Here is a 15,748-nt window from a genome sequence, read left to right on the forward strand (position 1 = left end):
TTTTCTTTAGGGGGAAAACCCGACAGACCTTCTGGGTTTGGGTGACCACCAAAAGGCCCCGGGGAGGGGGGGGGCGGGAAACCCGGCGGGGGGCGGCGGCGGGGGGGCCCCCCCCCGCGACGAAGAGCTGACGCGGAGGGTCAGCTGGCGTGGTCGTCGAGCACCGCGCGCAGTGCCTCCGCGAACTCCGCCGGAGCGCCCTGCTGGCCGAACTCGCCCCCGAGGAAACCGCCGTGGTGGCTCGGGAAGACGGCGAGCGGGGTACCGACGCCCTCGGCGACGGCGACCGCCGCACGGGCGGCGAAGGTGTCCTCGGACTCCTTGCCGGCCGCGACCACGATCCGGGTCGGCGCGGCGCGCAGGGCGGTGAAGTCGGGGACGTAGGAGGTGCAGCCGCGCATGTTCTGGCCGAGCAGGGGATCGCCGCGCGAGCCGTCGTCCTCGGCCGGCAGGCCGAACGCGGCCGGGGAGGGGGCGGGCTCCTCGGCCCAGTTCGCCGGGAACTCGCCCTTGCGGGCGGTCAGCGCCAGGAACTTGGCCATCGCGGGCCCCCAGCCGTCCCGCAGATAGGTGACGTGGACGTCCGCGCAGACCTCCAGAACCGCCTCGCGGTCCGGGACGACCTGGGCGGTCGGGGGCTCGTGCGCGACCAGGGTGTGCACCAGGTCGCCGCGCCGGGCCACCAGCGCGAGGGCGTTGACCGCGCCGCCGCTGCTCGCGAAGACGTCCACGGGACCGGCGCCGAGTGCCTCGATCAGCCGGGCCAGGTCGTCGGCGTGCTCCTCGGGCAGCGTCTCCGCCGCGCCGTCGGTGCGCTCGCTGCGGGACACCCCGCGCGGGTCGTACGTGACCACGGTCCGGTCGGCGAAGTGGGAGGCGAGCGTGGTGAAGCCGGTGGCGTCCATCGGGGAGCCGATCAGCAGCAGGGGGCGCCCGTCGGCCCCGGTGCCGGGGCGTACGTCGTAGCGCAGGGTCGCGCCGGCGGTGTCCAGGACGCGGGTGTCGGTCTCGACCATGGCCATCTCCTCGGTGGTGGGCCGTGCGGCTGTTCATCGGGGTAGACCCCCGGCCCCACCGGAACTCATCGGTCGCGCGCACCCTCCGGGGAATCCTTCCGCCCGGCGCCACGGTCGTCGCGCCGCCTGCGTCGAGGTCCCGGCACCCTGCGTCCTCAGCCGGCGTCGCGGCCGTGGCGACCCGACGGCCTCACCCGGCGTCGCAGTCGTGGCGACCCGACGGCCTCACCCGGCGTCGCAGTCGTGATCGGCCGCGTCCACGACGACCCGGTCCAACAGACCGCGCAACAGGACCTGTTCGGCTTCCGTGAGGTCGCCGAAGAGCTCGCGCTCGGCCGCGCTCACGGCCGCGTCGACCCGGTCCAGGGCGGCCGCGCCCGCCTCCGTGATCTCCACGATGTGGCGGCGCCGGTCGGCCGGGTCGCGCCGCCGCTCGGCGAGTCCCTCCGACTCCAGCTCGTTGAGGATCGCGACCAGTTGGCTGGGGTCGACCTCCATGGCGGCGGCCAGCTCGCGCTGGCTCATGGACCCGGGGGCGAGCTGCATCAGCGTCATCGCGTTCCTCGGGTGCAGTCCTGCGACGCCCAGGGCGGCGCGGATGCGCGCGCCGGTGAGCTCACCACGGAAGGAGAGGAGGAAGCCGAGGCGGTCGGTCGGGAGAGCTGCCATGTCGTCCACCGTAGCAGCGGCCCTATTGTGGAGCGCGGGGAATCGTTGATACAGTTCAACGATTGAAGCTCTCGAATCATTGGAGTACGCCCATGTTCATCGGTTACACCGTCGTCGCCGCGCTGCTCGCCCTCGCACTCTCGGCCTCGGCCTTCCTGACCTTCACCCGCAACCCCCAGATCGTCGGCAGCATGACCAAGCTCGACGTGCCGGATTCCTGGCTGCCACGCCTCGCGACCCTGAAGGCGGCAGGTGCGCTCGGCCTGCTCGCCGGGCTCGCCGTGCCGGCGCTCGGCGGGGCGGCGGCGATCGGCGTCGCGCTCTACTTCATCGGCGCCCTGATCACCCACCTGCGGGCGAAGGACTACGAGGTGGCGCCGGTCGTGGTCATCACCCTGCTCGCGATAGCCGCGCTGATACTGCGCACGGCCTCGGCCTGAATCCCGGCCCGAGGGTTCCGGCCCGACGCTTCCGGTCGAGACTCCCGGCCTGAGGCTTCCGGCCGAGGGTTCCGGCCGAGGGTTCCGATGGACGGTTCCGATCGAGGCTTCCGACCTGGCGAGACGCAACGTCTTGCGAAGAGCCCACGCCTGGGGTACCGTCGACGGCATAAGACGAGACGTCTCGTCTCTCAATGTCGTCGACCCACAGGAGATCGCCCTTGTTCCGTGTCCGACTCAGCGACGTCAGCAAGCGCTACGACGACCGGCACGTCCAGCACCGGACCGTGCTCGACCGCGTGTCCCTCACCGTCCGCCCCGGTGAACGCCTCGGCGTCGTCGGCGACAACGGCTCCGGGAAGTCCACCCTCCTCCGGCTCCTCGCCCATCCGGAGACCGCCGACAACGGCACGGTGACCGTCGAGTCCCCCGGCGGCCTCGGCCACCTCGCCCAGACCCTGGACCTTCCCCCCACCGCGACCGTCGGGGACGCCGTCGACCATGCGCTCGCGGACGTACGGGAGTTGGAGCGGGCGATCCGGGCGGCCGAGGCGGAGCTCGCCGGGACCAGCGACCTCGCCGGGTACGCGGAACTGCTCGCCGCCTACGAGGCGCGGGGCGGCGCCGGGGCCGACCGGCGGGTCGAGACCACGCTCCGGCAGCTCGGCGAACCCGGCCCGCTCGACCGGGCCCGGCCCCTGGGCACGCTCTCGGGCGGCCAGCGGTCCCGGCTCGCGCTCGCCGCCGTCCTCGCCGCCGAACCCGAACTGCTCCTGCTCGACGAGCCGACCAACGACCTCGACGACGAGGCCGTTGCCTGGCTGGAGGAGCGGCTGCGCGCCCACCGGGGCACGGTCGTCGCCGTCTCCCACGACCGGGTCTTCCTCGACCGGGTCACCACCGCCGTCCTGGAGGTCGACGAGGACCGTCACACCGTCCGCCGCTACGGCAACGGCTACGCGGGCTACCTCGCCGGACGCGCCGCCGAACGGGCCCGCAGACAGCGGGAGTACGAGGAGTGGAAGGAGGAGCTCGCCCGGTACCGGGCGCTCGCCGACACGAACACCGACCGCTTCTCGGCCATCCCGCGCAAGGCCCCGGCGGCGTTCAGCGGGGCGGGAGCCTTCCGGGCCCGGTCACGGGCGCACGGGGCGATGAGCCGGATCCGGGCCGCCCGCGAGCGGCTCGCCCGGCTGACCGCCGACCCGGTGCCGGCGCCCCCGGAACCGCTGCGGTTCCGCGGGGAGCTCAGCGGGGCGGGCGCCCCCGTCGACCTCGCCGACGTCCACGTGGACGGCCGGCTCCGGCTCGACGCCCTGCACCTCGACGCGGGCGAGCGGCTCCTGGTCACCGGGCCGAACGGCGCCGGGAAGAGCACCCTCCTGAAGGTGCTCGCGGGTGAACTCGCGCCGGACGCGGGCACGGTGAAGGTCCCGGCCCGGGTGGGCATGCTGCGTCAGGAGACGGCCCCACCCACCGACCCCCGTACGGTGGGCGAGGCCTTCGGAGCGGACCGCACGGACGAACTGCTCGCCCTCGGTCTCTTCTCCGCCGGGGACCTGACGACCCCGGTCCGGTATCTGTCGACAGGACAGCGCCGGAAACTCGAACTGGCGCGCCTCGTCACCGAACCGGCCGATCTGCTCCTCCTCGACGAGCCGACCAACCATCTGGCCCCGGCGCTCGTGGAGGAGATCGAGGCCGCGCTCGCGTCGTACCCGGGCACGCTGGTCGTGGTCACCCACGACCGGCGCCTCAGGGAGGGCTTCCGGGGCCGCCGCCTCGAACTGGCACCGGCCCCCGCCCTGGTGGGGAGTCAGTCCTCCTCGGAGGAGTCCGCGGCGCCCTCGAGGTCGCCCTCGGTGTCCAGGAACACCTGACGCAGCGCGGCCAGGGTCTCCGGGTCCGGCTTCTCCCACATGCCGCGCGACTCGGCTTCGAGGAGCCGCTCCGCGATGCCGTGCAGGGCCCAGGGGTTGGCCTCCTTCAGGAAGGCCTGGTTCTCCGGGTCGAGGACGTACTCCTGGGTCAGCTTGTCGTACATCCAGTCGGCGACGACGCCGGTCGTGGCGTCGTACCCGAAGAGGTAGTCGACGGTCGCCGCCAGCTCGAACGCGCCCTTGTAGCCGTGGCGGCGCATCGCCTCGATCCAGCGCGGGTTGACCACGCGGGCGCGGAAGACCCGGGAGGTCTCCTCGACGAGCGTCCGGGTGCGGACGGTCTCGGGGCGGGTGGAGTCGCCGATGTACGCCTCGGGGGCGGTGCCCTTGAGCGCACGGACGGTCGCCACCATGCCGCCGTGGTACTGGAAGTAGTCGTCGGAGTCGGCGATGTCGTGCTCGCGGGTGTCGGTGTTCTTCGCGGCCACCGCGATCCGCTTGTACGCCGTCTCCATCTCGGCGCGCGCCGGGCGGCCTTCGAGCCCGCGCCCGTAGGCGTACCCGCCCCACACCGTGTACACCTCGGCGAGGTCCGCGTCGGTGCGCCAGTCGCGGGAGTCGATCAGCTGGAGGATGCCCGCGCCGTACGTGCCCGGCCGGGAGCCGAAGATGCGGGTCGTGGCGCGCCGCTCGTCGCCGTGCTCGGCGAGGTCGGCCTGCGCGTGCGCCCGGACGTAGTTGTCCTCCGCGGACTCGCCCTCCAGGCCCGCGACCAGCCGTACGGCGTCGTCGAGGAGGCCGATGACGTGCGGGAAAGCGTCCCGGAAGAAGCCCGAGATGCGCAGGGTGACATCGACGCGCGGGCGGCCCAGCTCGGCGAGCGGGATGGGCTCCAGGCCGTTCACCCGGCGCGAGGCCTCGTCCCACAGCGGGCGGACGCCCAGCAGGGCGAGCGCCTCGGCGACGTCGTCGCCGGCGGTGCGCATCGCGCTGGTGCCCCACAGGGAGAGGCCCACGGACGTCGGCCACTCGCCGTTGTCGGTGCGGTAGCGCTCCAGGAGCGAGTCGGCGAGCGCCTGGCCGGTCTCCCAGGCGAGCCGGGACGGCACGGCCTTCGGGTCGACGGAGTAGAAGTTCCGGCCGGTCGGCAGGACGTTGACCAGGCCGCGCAGCGGCGAACCGGACGGGCCGGCCGGGACGAAGCCGCCGTTCAGGGCGTGCACGGCGTGGGTGAGTTCGTCGGTGGTGGCGCCCAGGCGCGGCACGACCTGCTCGCAGGCGAAACGGAGCACGGCGTGCACCTCGGGGCCGTACGCGGCGGCGACGGCCGCGATCGCGTCCACGGACCAGTCCGCGGCCTCCATGCCCTCGACGAGCTCGCGGGCCTTCGCCTCCGCCTCGTCAGCGGTGGTGCGGGTCGCGGCCGACTCGTCGAGACCGAGGGCCTCGCGCAGACCGGGCAGGGCCTGGGTGCCGCCCCAGATCTGGCGGGCGCGCAGGATGGAGAGGACCAGGTTGACCCGGGCCTCGCCCTCCGGGGCGCCGCCGAGGACGTGCAGACCGTCGCGGATCTGGGCGTCCTTGACCTCGCACAGCCAGCCGTCGACGTGCAGCAGGAAGTCGTCGAAGCCGTCGTCCTCGGGGCGCTGCTCCAGACCCAGGTCGTGGTCGAGCTTGGCGGCCTGGATCAGCGTCCAGATCTGGGCGCGGATCGCGGGCAGCTTCGCCGGGTCCATGGAGGAGATCTGCGCGTACTCGTCGAGCAGCTGCTCCAGGCGCGCGATGTCGCCGTACGAGTCGGCGCGGGCCATCGGCGGCACCAAGTGGTCGACGAGCGTGGCGTGCACGCGGCGCTTGGCCTGGGTGCCCTCGCCCGGGTCGTTGACGAGGAACGGGTAGATCAGCGGGATGTCGCCGAGGGCCGCGTCGGGGCCGCAGGCGGCGGAGAGACCGGCGTTCTTGCCGGGCAGCCACTCCAGGTTGCCGTGCTTGCCCAGGTGCACCATGGCGTCGGCACCGAAGCCGCCGTCCTCGGAGCGGGCGGCGATCCAGCGGTAGGCGGCCAGGTAGTGGTGGGACGGCGGGAGATCGGGGTCGTGGTAGATCGCGATCGGGTTCTCGCCGAAGCCGCGCGGCGGCTGGATGAGGATCAGCAGGTTCCCGCGGCGCAGTGCGGCGAGGACGATGTCGCCCTCCGGGTTGCGGGACCGGTCCAGGAACATCTCGCCGGGCGCCGGGCCCCAGTGCTCCTCGACATGGGTCCGCAGCTCCTCGGGGAGCGTCGCGTACCAGCGCCTGTAGTCGGCGGCCGGGATGCGGACCGGGTTCTTGGCGAGCTGCTCCTCCGTCAGCCAGTCCTGGTCGTGGCCGCCGGCCTCGATGAGGGCGTAGATCAGCTCGTCGCCGTCGCCGGAGACGAGACCGGGGAGGTCGGCCTCCGGGCCGAAGTCGTATCCCTCGGCGATCAGTCGGCGCAGCAGGGAGACGGCGGAGGCGGGGGTGTCGAGGCCGACGGCGTTGCCGATGCGGGAGTGCTTCGTCGGGTACGCGGAGAGGACGAGCGCCAGCCTCTTCTCGGCGTTCGGGATGTGCCGGAGCCGGGCGTGCCGCACGGCGATCCCGGCGACGCGGGCCGCGCGCTCGGCGTCGGCGACGTACGCGGGCAGCCCGTCCTCGTCGATCTCCTTGAAGGAGAAGGGCACGGTGATGAGCCGGCCGTCGAACTCGGGGACGGCGACCTGGCTGGCGGCGTCCAGCGGGGAGAGACCCTCGTCGTTCTCCTCCCAGGCGGCGCGCGAACCGGTCAGGCAGAGCGCCTGCAGGATCGGCACGTCGAGCGCGGCCAGCGCGCCCGCGTCCCAGGCCTCCTCGTCGCCGCCGGCCTGCGCCTCGGCGGGCTTGGTGCCGCCCGCGGCGAGGACGGTGGTGACGATCGCGTCGGCGGTACGGAGCCGGTCGAGCAGCTCGGGCTCGGGGGCGCGCAGGGAGGCCACGTACAGCGGGAGGGCCTGGGCGCCGGCGTCCTCGATCGCCTCGCACAGCGAGTCGACGAAGGCGGTGTTCCCGCTCATGTGGTGGGCGCGGTAGTAGAGCACGGCGATCGTCGGGCCGTCGGTCGTCCGGGGGGTGCGCTCCAGCGGGCCCCAGGTGGGGGCGGCCGCCGGGGACTCGAAGCCGTGCCCGGTGAGCAGGACGGTGTCGGAGAGGAAGCGGGCCAGCTGCTCCAGGTTCGCGGGGCCGCCGTGCGCCAGGTAGGCGTGCGCTTCGGTGGCGACGCCGACGGGGACGGTGGACGTCTCCATCAGCTGGGCGTCGGGGGCCTGTTCGCCGCTGAGGACGACCATCGGCTTCCCGGCCGCACGGACCGCGTCGAGGCCCTCCTCCCAGGAGCGGAGGCCGCCGAGGAGCCGTACGACGACGAGCTCGGCCTCGGCCAGGAGGCCGGTCAGGTCGGCGAGGGGGAGACGGGCGGGGTTGGCGAAGCGGTACTCCACCGGGCCGCCGGCCGCGCGGGCGCTGAGCAGGTCGGTGTCGGAGTGCGACAGCAGCAGAAGCATGGCGAGCGCAGGCCTTCCTCGGGGTTGTCCGCGCCCCGGGTGATGGTATGGACGGCGGGAGTTCCTGACTCACCGGTCCCTGGATCGTGCAGACGCACAGTCCGGGCCGGCTCACAGTGGCGGGACCGCGCCGGATTCTCACCGGGCTTCCTCCCCGGGGTCCTGGGACCCCATGCCGTCTGCATAGTAGATCGTGCGGTCGACGGGCCGGGGCGGGTGACGGAGTCGGCCGGATCACACCGGGGGTCCGGATGCCTTCCGGACGACCGCCCTCCGGGCCGGGCGGGGCGCCGGGTCGGCCGGATCACACCCGATGGCCGCCGGGTGGCCCGTCGGTATGCTCGCCGCCATGCCGCCCACCCCGCCCTCGACGCCCGACCCGGGCGAACCTCGCATACGGGACCGTGGCGACGCGTGCCCCGGGGCGCTGCGCCTGCACTCCGCCGACGACGGCCGCCTCGCCCGACTCCGCCTGCCCGGCGGCCATTTGACGGCTCGTCAGGTCGAGGCGCTGGCGGACGCGGCGGAGACCCTGGGCGACGGACGGCTCAGCATCACCTCGCGCGGCAACGCCGAGCTGCGCGGCCTCGGCGACGACTGCGGGGCCGAGCTGGCGGCGCTCCTCGGCGAGGCGGGCCTGCTGCCCTCCCCCACCCACGAACGCGTGCGCAACATCGTCGCCTCCCCGGCCTCGGGCCTCGACGGACTCGGCGCCGCCGACGTGCAGTTGTGGGCCCGCGAGCTGGACACCCACCTGCTCTCCGCACCCTGGGCGGCGGCGCTTTCCGGCCGGTTCCTCTTCGTCCTCGACGACGGACGCGGTGATGTCGCGGGGCTCGGCGGGGATGTGACCTTGGTCGCAGTGGGCGGCGGAGAGGCCGAGCTGCACGTCGGCGGTCAGGCCGTCCGGCTCCCGAGCGCCGACGCACCCAGCGCGGCCCTGGCGGTGGCGGGCGGGTTCCTGGCCGCGGCGCGGAAGGCCGGAACCGGGGCCTGGCGGGTCCGGGAACTCCCCGAGGGGCAGCCGGTGGACATCGCGGAGTCGGGGGTGACGGCGCAGCCCGTACCCGCGCCGGAACTCCCCCAGGGCCCTCCCCTCCCGCCCGGCGTCCTCGGGCCCGCCGCCCTCTCCGTCCTCGCCCCGCTCGGCCGCCTCACCGCCGCGCAGCTCCGGGCGCTGCTCCCCGCGGAGGAGGTCCGGCTCACGCCCTGGCGCGGGGTCGTCGTCGTCGGGGCCTGCGCCGACCGGCTGCCCGCCCTCGGCGCGGCCGGGCTCGTCACCCGCCCCGACTCCCCCTGGGCCGGCGTCACCGCCTGCACCGGGCGGCCCGGCTGCGCCAAGTCCCTCGCCGACGTCCGCGCCGACGCCCTACCCGGACCCCTCGTGCACCTCGGGGCTCCCCGCCTCCCCGTGCACTTCTCCGGCTGCGAGCGCCGCTGCGGACACCCGCACGGCGCCTGGACCGACGTCCTCGCCACCGCCGGCGGCGCCTACCTGGTGGACGGCGTCCCCACCCCCCGTACCGCCCTGCCCGAAGCCGTGACCGCGGCCCGCACGACGAGATGAGCGAGAGCAACAGGATGTTCGACTACGAGAAGGACGGGGCGGAGATCTACCGCCAGTCCTTTGCCACGATCCGCGCCGAGGCGGATCTGGCGGGCCTGCCCGCCGACGTCGCCCAGGTGGCGGTCCGGATGATCCACGCCTGCGGCATGACCGACCTCGTACGCGACATCGCCTGGTCGCCGCAGGTCGTCACGAACGCCCGCGCCGCGCTCCGGGCCGGAGCGCCGATCCTCTGCGACGCGCAGATGGTCGCGAGCGGTGTCACCCGGCGCCGGCTGCCCGCCGACAACGAGGTGATCTGCACCCTCTCGGACCCGTCCGTGCCGGCCCTCGCCGCCGACCTCGGCACCACCCGCTCCGCCGCCGCGCTCGAACTGTGGCGGGACCGCCTCGAAGGCTCCGTCGTCGCCATCGGCAACGCGCCGACCGCCCTCTTCCACCTCCTGCAGATGGTCGCGGAAGGGGCCGGAAGGCCCGCCGCCGTCCTCGGCATACCGGTCGGCTTCATCGGCGCCGCCGAGTCCAAGGACGCCCTGGCCGCCCAGGACCTGGGCCTCGACTACCTCGTCGTACGGGGCCGGCGCGGCGGCAGCGCCATGACGGCCGCCGCGATCAACGCGATCGCCCACGAAGCGGAGATTCAGAAGTGACCGGCAAGCTGTACGGCGTGGGGCTCGGCCCCGGCGACCCGAACCTGATGACGGTGGCCGCCGTGAAGGCCATCGCCGCCGCCGACGTGATCGCGTACCACTCGGCCCGCCACGGCCGGTCCATCGCGCGCTCGATCGCCGCCGAGCACCTCCGTGAGGACCACATCGAGGAGCGGCTGGTGTACCCGCTCACGGTGGAGACCACGGACCACCCGGGCGGCTACCGGGGCGCCCTGAACGACTTCTACGAGGAGGCCGCGGCCCGCCTCGCCGCGCACCTCGACGCCGGCCGCACCGTCGCCGTCCTCGCCGAGGGCGACCCGCTGTTCTACGGCTCGTACCAGCACATGCACAAGCGGCTCGCGGACCGCTACGACACGACCGTCATCCCCGGTGTCACCTCGGTGTCCGCCGCCGCCGCCCGGCTCGGCGAGCCGCTGTGCGAGGCGGAGGAGGTCCTCACGATCATCCCCGGCACCCTGCCGGAGGACGAGCTGACGGCCCGTCTCGCGGGCACCGACTCGGCGGTCGTGATGAAGCTCGGCCGCACCTTCCCCACCGTGAAGCGGGCCCTGGAGCGGGCCGGCCGGCTGGACGACGCCCGGTACGTGGAGCGGGCGTTCATGGCGGGCGAGCGGACCGGCGACCTCGTGGACGTCGACCCCGGATCCGTCCCCTACTTCTCGGTCGCCGTGCTGCCCTCCCGCATCGACCGCGAACCCGCCGTACGGGAGCGGGGCGAGGTCGTCGTCGTCGGCACCGGCCCCGCCGGGGCGCCCTGGCTCACCCCCGAGTCGCGCGGCGCCCTCGTCAACGCCGACGTGCTCGTCGGCTACACCACCTACCTGGACCGGGTGCCGGTGCTGCGTCCCGGGCAGATCCGGCACGGCTCGGACAACAAGGTGGAGTCCGAACGCGCCGAGTTCGCCCTCGACCTGGCCCGCCGCGGCCACCGGGTCGCGGTCGTCTCCGGCGGCGACCCCGGCGTCTTCGCGATGGCCACGGCCGTCCTGGAGGTCGCCTGCGAGCCGGAGTACGCGGACGTGCCCGTACGGGTCCTCCCGGGGGTGACCGCCGCCAACGCGGCCGCCGCCGCCGCGGGCGCACCCCTCGGCCACGACTACGCGACGATCTCGCTCTCCGACCGGCTCAAGCCCTGGGACGTCATCGCGGCCCGGCTGCGCGCCGCGGCCGCCGCCGATCTGGTCCTCGCGCTCTACAACCCGGGGTCGAAGTCCCGTACGCACCAGGTGGCCGCGGCCCGCGACCTCCTGCTCGAACTCCGGTCGCCCGAGACCCCGGTGGTCGTCGCCCGTGACGTCGGCGGCCCCGAGCAGTCGGTCCGGGTGGTGACCCTGAAGACCCTGGAGCCTTCCGAGGTCGACATGCGCACCCTGCTCCTCGTCGGCTCCTCGCAGACGCGGGCGGTCGAACGGGCCGACGGCCGGACGATCGCCTGGACGCCGCGCCGCTACGGGTAGAACGAGGCGGACCTACTGCCGGGTGAAGGTGCCGAGTCCCTGCTCGTCCAGGTACTCGACGCGGACGGTCCTGCCGTCCGGGGAGAACGTGACGGCGGTGGGACCGACGGCGTTCTCCCCGCGCGTCGCGAAGCTGAACGTGTCGCCGTCGTAGTGGGTGAGCTTGTACGACTGGGGCTCCGGCCCCAGTCGCAGGACCAGCCCGCCGCTCTCCTCCGCCACCGTCAGACGGCCGTAGTAGTCGTTGTCGTACGTGCCGGTGTAGGCGCTGTCCGCCTTGGCGGGCGTCGCGTCGGCAGGCGGCTTCGCGAAGTCCGTGGCCGAACGGCCGGCCTCCGCCTCCTGCTCGTACAGGGCGTTGACGATCGGCAGCCAGTCCCGGCTCGGCTTCCCGTCCTGCGCGGTGTCGAAGAAGTCGAGGGCGACGGCGTCGGCGACGCCGACCGGCGCGCCGTTGGTGAGGACGACGATGCCGAGCTGCTCGCCCGGCAGCATCGTGACGTTGGTGTGCGCGCCTTCCGCGAACGCGCCGGTGTGCGAGAGGCGGAGCCGGCCCTCGTCGTCGTACGACACGTTCCAGCCGAGGCCGTAGAAACCGGTCCTCGCGGCGGGCGCGTGCGCCGGGTTGGCGACGGACTCGGGGTGGTGGGTGAGGTCGAGCGCGTCCTCGGCGACGATCCGCTTCCCGTCGAGGGAGCCGTTGGCGAGCTGGAGCCGCAGCCAGGTCGCCATGTCACGGGCCGAGGAACTGACGCCGCCGGCCGGGGACTGGGCGTCCGGGTCCCGGACGAACTGCGCCTTCCAGGTCCCGTTCGCCTGCTTGACGTGGCCGTGGGCCCGGTCGGGGTTCGAGACGAAGTCCTGGAAGCGGGAGCTGGTGTCGTTCATCCCGGCGGGCCTGTAGAGGGTGTCCTCGGCGAGCTTCGTCCAGGGCACGCCCTTCTCCGCGGCGACGGACTCGGCGGCCGCCGTCAGGCCGAAGTTGGTGTACGCGTAGCTGGCACGGAACGGCGCGAGCGGCTCGTACCGCAGGCGGGAGAGGATGTACTCCTGGTCGTAGCCGAGGTCTTCGAGCAGGTCGCCCGCGTGGTCGGGGAGGCCGCTGCGGTGCGAGAACAGGTCGGCGACGGTCACGTGGTCGGTCACCCACGGGTCCTTCAGCCGGAACTCGGGAAGTTCGGGGCTGACCGGCTTCTGCCAGCCGTCCACGCCGACCGCTCCGGAGACGACGGTGGAGGCGATCGGCTTCGACACGGAGGCCAGCTGGAAGACGGTGTCGGCGTCGACCCTGCCTTCCCTGCCGACCTCGCGGACGCCGTATCCCCTGATGTGGACGACCTCGTCCTTGTGGACGACGGCGACGGAGACCCCGGGCACGCCGGTCTTCCGCATCAACTCCGCGACGCTCGGGTCGAGCCGGTCGACGGCCCGGTCCACGTCCGCCCGGTCGAGCAGGGGCGGCGGCTGGGCCGGGGGCGGCTCGGGGGTCGGGGTCGGGGTCGGACCGGTCCCGGCGAGGGAACCCATGCCCAGCACGGACACGATCCCCGCGGTGACCAGCCATCGGACGGTAACCACGCTTCCATTGAACGCCTGCCCGGGTCCGCTGTCGCGCGGGAGGAACGGGACCCCGGTGGGGTCAGAACTCCTGCTGCCCGTCTCTTGTCGGCAGGAGGCAGGGGGGTGTTGACGACGACGTGATGCGCGACCGCACCCACGCGGCCGCCTCCTCCGGGGTCGCCGCCACCGGTACGCCCTCCGGGACCGGGGGGCGGCGGACCACGACGACCGGGAGGCCGGCCTCCCGGGCCGCGGCCAGTTTCGGGGCGGTCGCCGCGCCGCCGCTGTCCTTCGTCACCACGACGTCGATCCGGTGCCGGGCCAGGATCTCCCGCTCGCCGTCCAGGGTGAACGGCCCGCGGTCGAGGAGGATCTCCGTGCGGGCCGGCATCGGGGCCTCCGGGGCGTCCACCGAGCGGACCAGGAACCACTCCGGTCGGTCCGCGAAGGCCGCGAGGCCCATCCGGCCGGTCGTCAGGAAGACCCGGTCGCCGAGGCCGTCCAGCGCCCCGGCCGCGGCCTCAAGGGACGCCGCGGAACGCCAGTCGTCGCCGTCCCCCGGGACCCAGCCGGGACGGCGTAGCGCCAGCAGGGGAACATGGGCGGTGGCGGCCGCCCGGGCCGCGTTGAAGCTGATCCGCTCGGCGAAGGGATGCGTGGCGTCGATGACCGCGTCCACGGCGTGCCCGCCGATCCACTCCACGAGCCCGTCGACACCGCCGAACCCGCCGATCCGCACCTCGCCCTCGGGCAGCCGGGGGCTCGCCACCCGCCCCGCGAGGGAGCTGGTGACCCGGGCCTCGGCGTGCAGCAGTCCCGCCAGGGCGCGGGCCTCGGTGGTCCCCCCGAGAATGAGTATGTGCACAGGAGCCTCTTCGTGACTTCAGGCGGCGGGCGTGAGGCCCAACTCAAGCACACGGGTCTCCGCCCGGGCTGGACGACGGGTGCCTGCGCGACGGCGGCCGCCACGGCCGCGTACACGGCGCTCCTGACCGGCGATTTCCCCGACCCGGTGACCATCACGCTGCCGAAGGGGCAGACGCCGTCCTTCGCGCTCACGGCGGAGTCCCTCGGCGCCGGTACGGCCACGGCCGCCGTGACCAAGGACGCGGGCGACGACCCGGACGTCACGCACGGCGCGGTGATCCGCTCGACGGTACGGCGTCTGCCGGCCGGCTCGGGCGTCGTCTTCCGGGCCGGTGAGGGCGTCGGCACGGTCACCCTGCCCGGTCTGCCCCTGGAGGTCGGCGAGCCGGCGATCAACCCGGTGCCCCGGCAGCTGATGCGGGAGCACGTGGAGCGGGTCGCGGCCCGGCACGGCGGGAGCGGCGACGTCGAGATCACCGTCTCCGTAGACAACGGCGCCGAGATCGCCCGCTCCACCTGGAACCCCCGGATCGGCATCCTGGGCGGCCTGTCGATCCTCGGCACGACGGGGGTCGTGGTCCCGTACTCCTGCTCGGCGTGGATCGACTCGATCCGCCGGGGCGTGGACGTGGCCCGCGCGGGCGGTCTGACGCACGTGGCGGGCTGCACGGGTTCCACGTCGGAGCGGACGGTCGCGGGCCTCTACGACCTGCCGGAGATCGCGCTCCTCGACATGGGCGACTTCGCGGGCGCGGTCCTCAAGTACATCCGCCGCCACCCCGTCGACCGGCTCACGATCTGCGGCGGCTTCGCGAAGCTCTCCAAGCTGGCCGCCGGCCACCTGGACCTCCACTCGGCCCGTTCCCAGGTCGACAAGGGCTTCCTGGCGGAGCTGGCCCGCACGGGCGGCGCGTCGGAGTCCCTCGCGGCGGAGATCGCCGGGGCGAACACGGGCCTGGCGGCCCTCCGCCTCTGCGAGGCCGCGCACGTCCCCCTGGGCGACCTGGTGGCCGCCCGGGCCCGCGACGAGGCCCTGGCGGTGCTCAGGGGCGCCCCGGTGGCGGTGGACGTGATCTGCATCGACCGGGCGGGGACGGTGGTGGGCCGGTCGGCGGTGACGGGCCCGGGCGCGGGCGCCGGCGCCGGCGCGTAGCCACCCTCCCCTCCCGGTCAGGTCAGGTCCGGTCAGGCCGTCGGGTAGCCGATCTCCTGCACGTCCTCGGCGAGGTCCGCGAGCGTCACGTCCGGGTTGAGGGCCGCGACGACCTCCGCCGTCAGCGGGCGCAGGGCGAGGACGTGCCGGACCGCCTCGATGTCGACCGACTGCTCGTAGTAGTCCTCGGCGAACGCCGCGTACGCCTCCGCCGACCGGTCCGTGAGGTGCTGGAACAGACCCACGGAACCGTCCGGGTCCTCACGGTCCTCCAGGTCCGTGAACTCCACCGGGCCCGTGTGCCAGGCCGTGTCCGCCGGCTCGCGCCACAGACATGCGGTGGTCACGTGGACCCCGTCCTCGTCCGTGAAAGCGGGCTCCGACAGGTACTCCCGGAACGCCTCCGGGACCCCGTCGACCACTCCGGGCCAGGTCACCCCGTCCGCGAGCGGCCCGAACGGGCTCATCGGCGACTCGTGGGCGAAGGCGCGCGCGAACACACCGGCCGGGGAGAGGACGATCGTGTACTCGTCACCGGAACCGTTCTTCATCGAGGCCAGCTGCTCGGTCTCCGACCAGTGCGCGTCGAAGGAGTAGTACCGGCTCTCCCACTCCGGGCTCAGCACGGCCTCCACCATCGCGAGCCCCCGGCTGTGGTCGCGCAGTTCCTCGATACCCGGCAGCGCCCGGGCCACGTCGTAGACAGTCACGCCTCCATGAGACCGCACGCCGCTGACAGCCGACATGCGGCCCCCGGATCACGAACCTAGGCTTACCAGCACATACCGCCCGGAACGAGAGGGAGCCCCATGGCCAAGCGAGGCAACAAGAGGCGCGCCCGCAAGAAGAAGAACGCGAACCACGGCAAGCGGCCGAACGCCTGAGCGGCCGGCGTCAGAGGCCTGACG

General features: G+C 73.9%; 13 protein-coding genes and 1 riboswitch. Of the genes, 7 read left to right on the forward strand and 6 right to left on the reverse strand.

From position 1 onward, the window contains the following. Window positions 1–140: 140 nt before the first annotated feature. Complete coding sequence (locus tag ACZ4XX_RS03835; RefSeq protein ID WP_468506386.1) at window positions 141–1,022, reverse strand: alpha/beta fold hydrolase; 882 nt, start codon at window positions 1,020–1,022, stop codon at window positions 141–143. Window positions 1,023–1,241: 219 nt separating this feature from the next. After that, entirely contained in the window at window positions 1,242–1,685 is a 444-nt protein-coding gene (locus ACZ4XX_RS03840; protein WP_254047194.1) for a MarR family winged helix-turn-helix transcriptional regulator, read from the reverse strand. A 92-nt stretch (window positions 1,686–1,777) separates the two neighbouring features. Between ACZ4XX_RS03840 and ACZ4XX_RS03845 the strand changes: the two genes are divergently transcribed. Both ACZ4XX_RS03845 and abc-f read left to right on the forward strand, forming a co-directional pair. After that, the gene (locus tag ACZ4XX_RS03845) at window positions 1,778–2,125 is read left to right on the forward strand and encodes a DoxX family protein (RefSeq protein ID WP_468506387.1); all 348 of its coding nucleotides are present in this window, start codon (window positions 1,778–1,780) and stop codon (window positions 2,123–2,125) included. Window positions 2,126–2,319: 194 nt separating this feature from the next. After that, window positions 2,320–4,005, forward strand: a complete 1,686-nt coding sequence (gene abc-f / locus ACZ4XX_RS03850) for a ribosomal protection-like ABC-F family protein (protein WP_468506388.1) — start codon at window positions 2,320–2,322, stop codon at window positions 4,003–4,005. Here abc-f and cobN read toward each other — a convergent pair. Next, window positions 3,942–7,562 (reverse strand): cobaltochelatase subunit CobN, encoded by a 3,621-nt coding sequence (cobN, locus tag ACZ4XX_RS03855; RefSeq protein WP_468506389.1) that lies wholly within the window; start codon window positions 7,560–7,562, stop codon window positions 3,942–3,944. The two genes, abc-f and cobN, sit on opposite strands and share 64 nt — an antisense overlap. Window positions 7,563–7,598: 36 nt before the next feature. Beyond that, a riboswitch (cobalamin riboswitch) is annotated at window positions 7,599–7,757 on the reverse strand. A gap of 142 nt (window positions 7,758–7,899) precedes the next feature. Here cobN and ACZ4XX_RS03860 point away from each other — a divergent pair. From ACZ4XX_RS03860 to cobJ, 3 genes are read left to right on the forward strand one after another with little or no spacing between them, the layout of a single operon-like run. After that, window positions 7,900–9,129, forward strand: a complete 1,230-nt coding sequence (locus ACZ4XX_RS03860; RefSeq protein WP_468506590.1) for a cobalamin biosynthesis protein CobG — start codon at window positions 7,900–7,902, stop codon at window positions 9,127–9,129. A 14-nt stretch (window positions 9,130–9,143) separates the two neighbouring features. Beyond that, window positions 9,144–9,779 (forward strand): precorrin-8X methylmutase, encoded by a 636-nt coding sequence (locus ACZ4XX_RS03865; protein WP_266973609.1) that lies wholly within the window; start codon window positions 9,144–9,146, stop codon window positions 9,777–9,779. Further along, entirely contained in the window at window positions 9,776–11,260 is a 1,485-nt protein-coding gene (gene cobJ, locus ACZ4XX_RS03870) for a precorrin-3B C(17)-methyltransferase (RefSeq protein ID WP_468506390.1), read from the forward strand. The genes ACZ4XX_RS03865 and cobJ overlap by 4 nt, the downstream gene beginning before the upstream one ends. Before the next feature lie 12 nt (window positions 11,261–11,272). Here the strand turns inward: cobJ and ACZ4XX_RS03875 are convergent, their stop codons facing one another. Together ACZ4XX_RS03875 and ACZ4XX_RS03880 are read right to left on the reverse strand one after the other, a co-directional pair. Further along, a complete protein-coding gene (locus ACZ4XX_RS03875; protein ID WP_468506591.1) occupies window positions 11,273–12,787 on the reverse strand; it encodes a serine hydrolase in 1,515 nt (504 codons plus the stop codon). Window positions 12,788–12,899: 112 nt separating this feature from the next. Further along, window positions 12,900–13,685, reverse strand: a complete 786-nt coding sequence (locus ACZ4XX_RS03880) for a cobalt-precorrin-6A reductase (RefSeq protein WP_468506391.1) — start codon at window positions 13,683–13,685, stop codon at window positions 12,900–12,902. Between the two features lie 12 nt (window positions 13,686–13,697). Here ACZ4XX_RS03880 and ACZ4XX_RS03885 point away from each other — a divergent pair, with 12 nt between their 5' ends. Continuing rightward, entirely contained in the window at window positions 13,698–14,840 is a 1,143-nt protein-coding gene (locus tag ACZ4XX_RS03885) for a cobalt-precorrin-5B (C(1))-methyltransferase (RefSeq protein WP_468506392.1), read from the forward strand. Between the two features lie 32 nt (window positions 14,841–14,872). Here ACZ4XX_RS03885 and ACZ4XX_RS03890 read toward each other — a convergent pair whose 3' ends face one another. Further along, window positions 14,873–15,586 (reverse strand): hypothetical protein, encoded by a 714-nt coding sequence (locus tag ACZ4XX_RS03890; RefSeq protein WP_468506393.1) that lies wholly within the window; start codon window positions 15,584–15,586, stop codon window positions 14,873–14,875. A gap of 63 nt (window positions 15,587–15,649) precedes the next feature. On the opposite strand from ACZ4XX_RS03890, the gene ACZ4XX_RS03895 reads away from it, so the two are divergent. Then, window positions 15,650–15,724 (forward strand): 50S ribosomal protein bL37, encoded by a 75-nt coding sequence (locus tag ACZ4XX_RS03895; RefSeq protein ID WP_015034725.1) that lies wholly within the window; start codon window positions 15,650–15,652, stop codon window positions 15,722–15,724. The last annotated feature ends 24 nt before the right edge of the window (window positions 15,725–15,748 follow it).

The organism is Streptomyces sp. NPDC029956, from assembly GCF_055574655.1.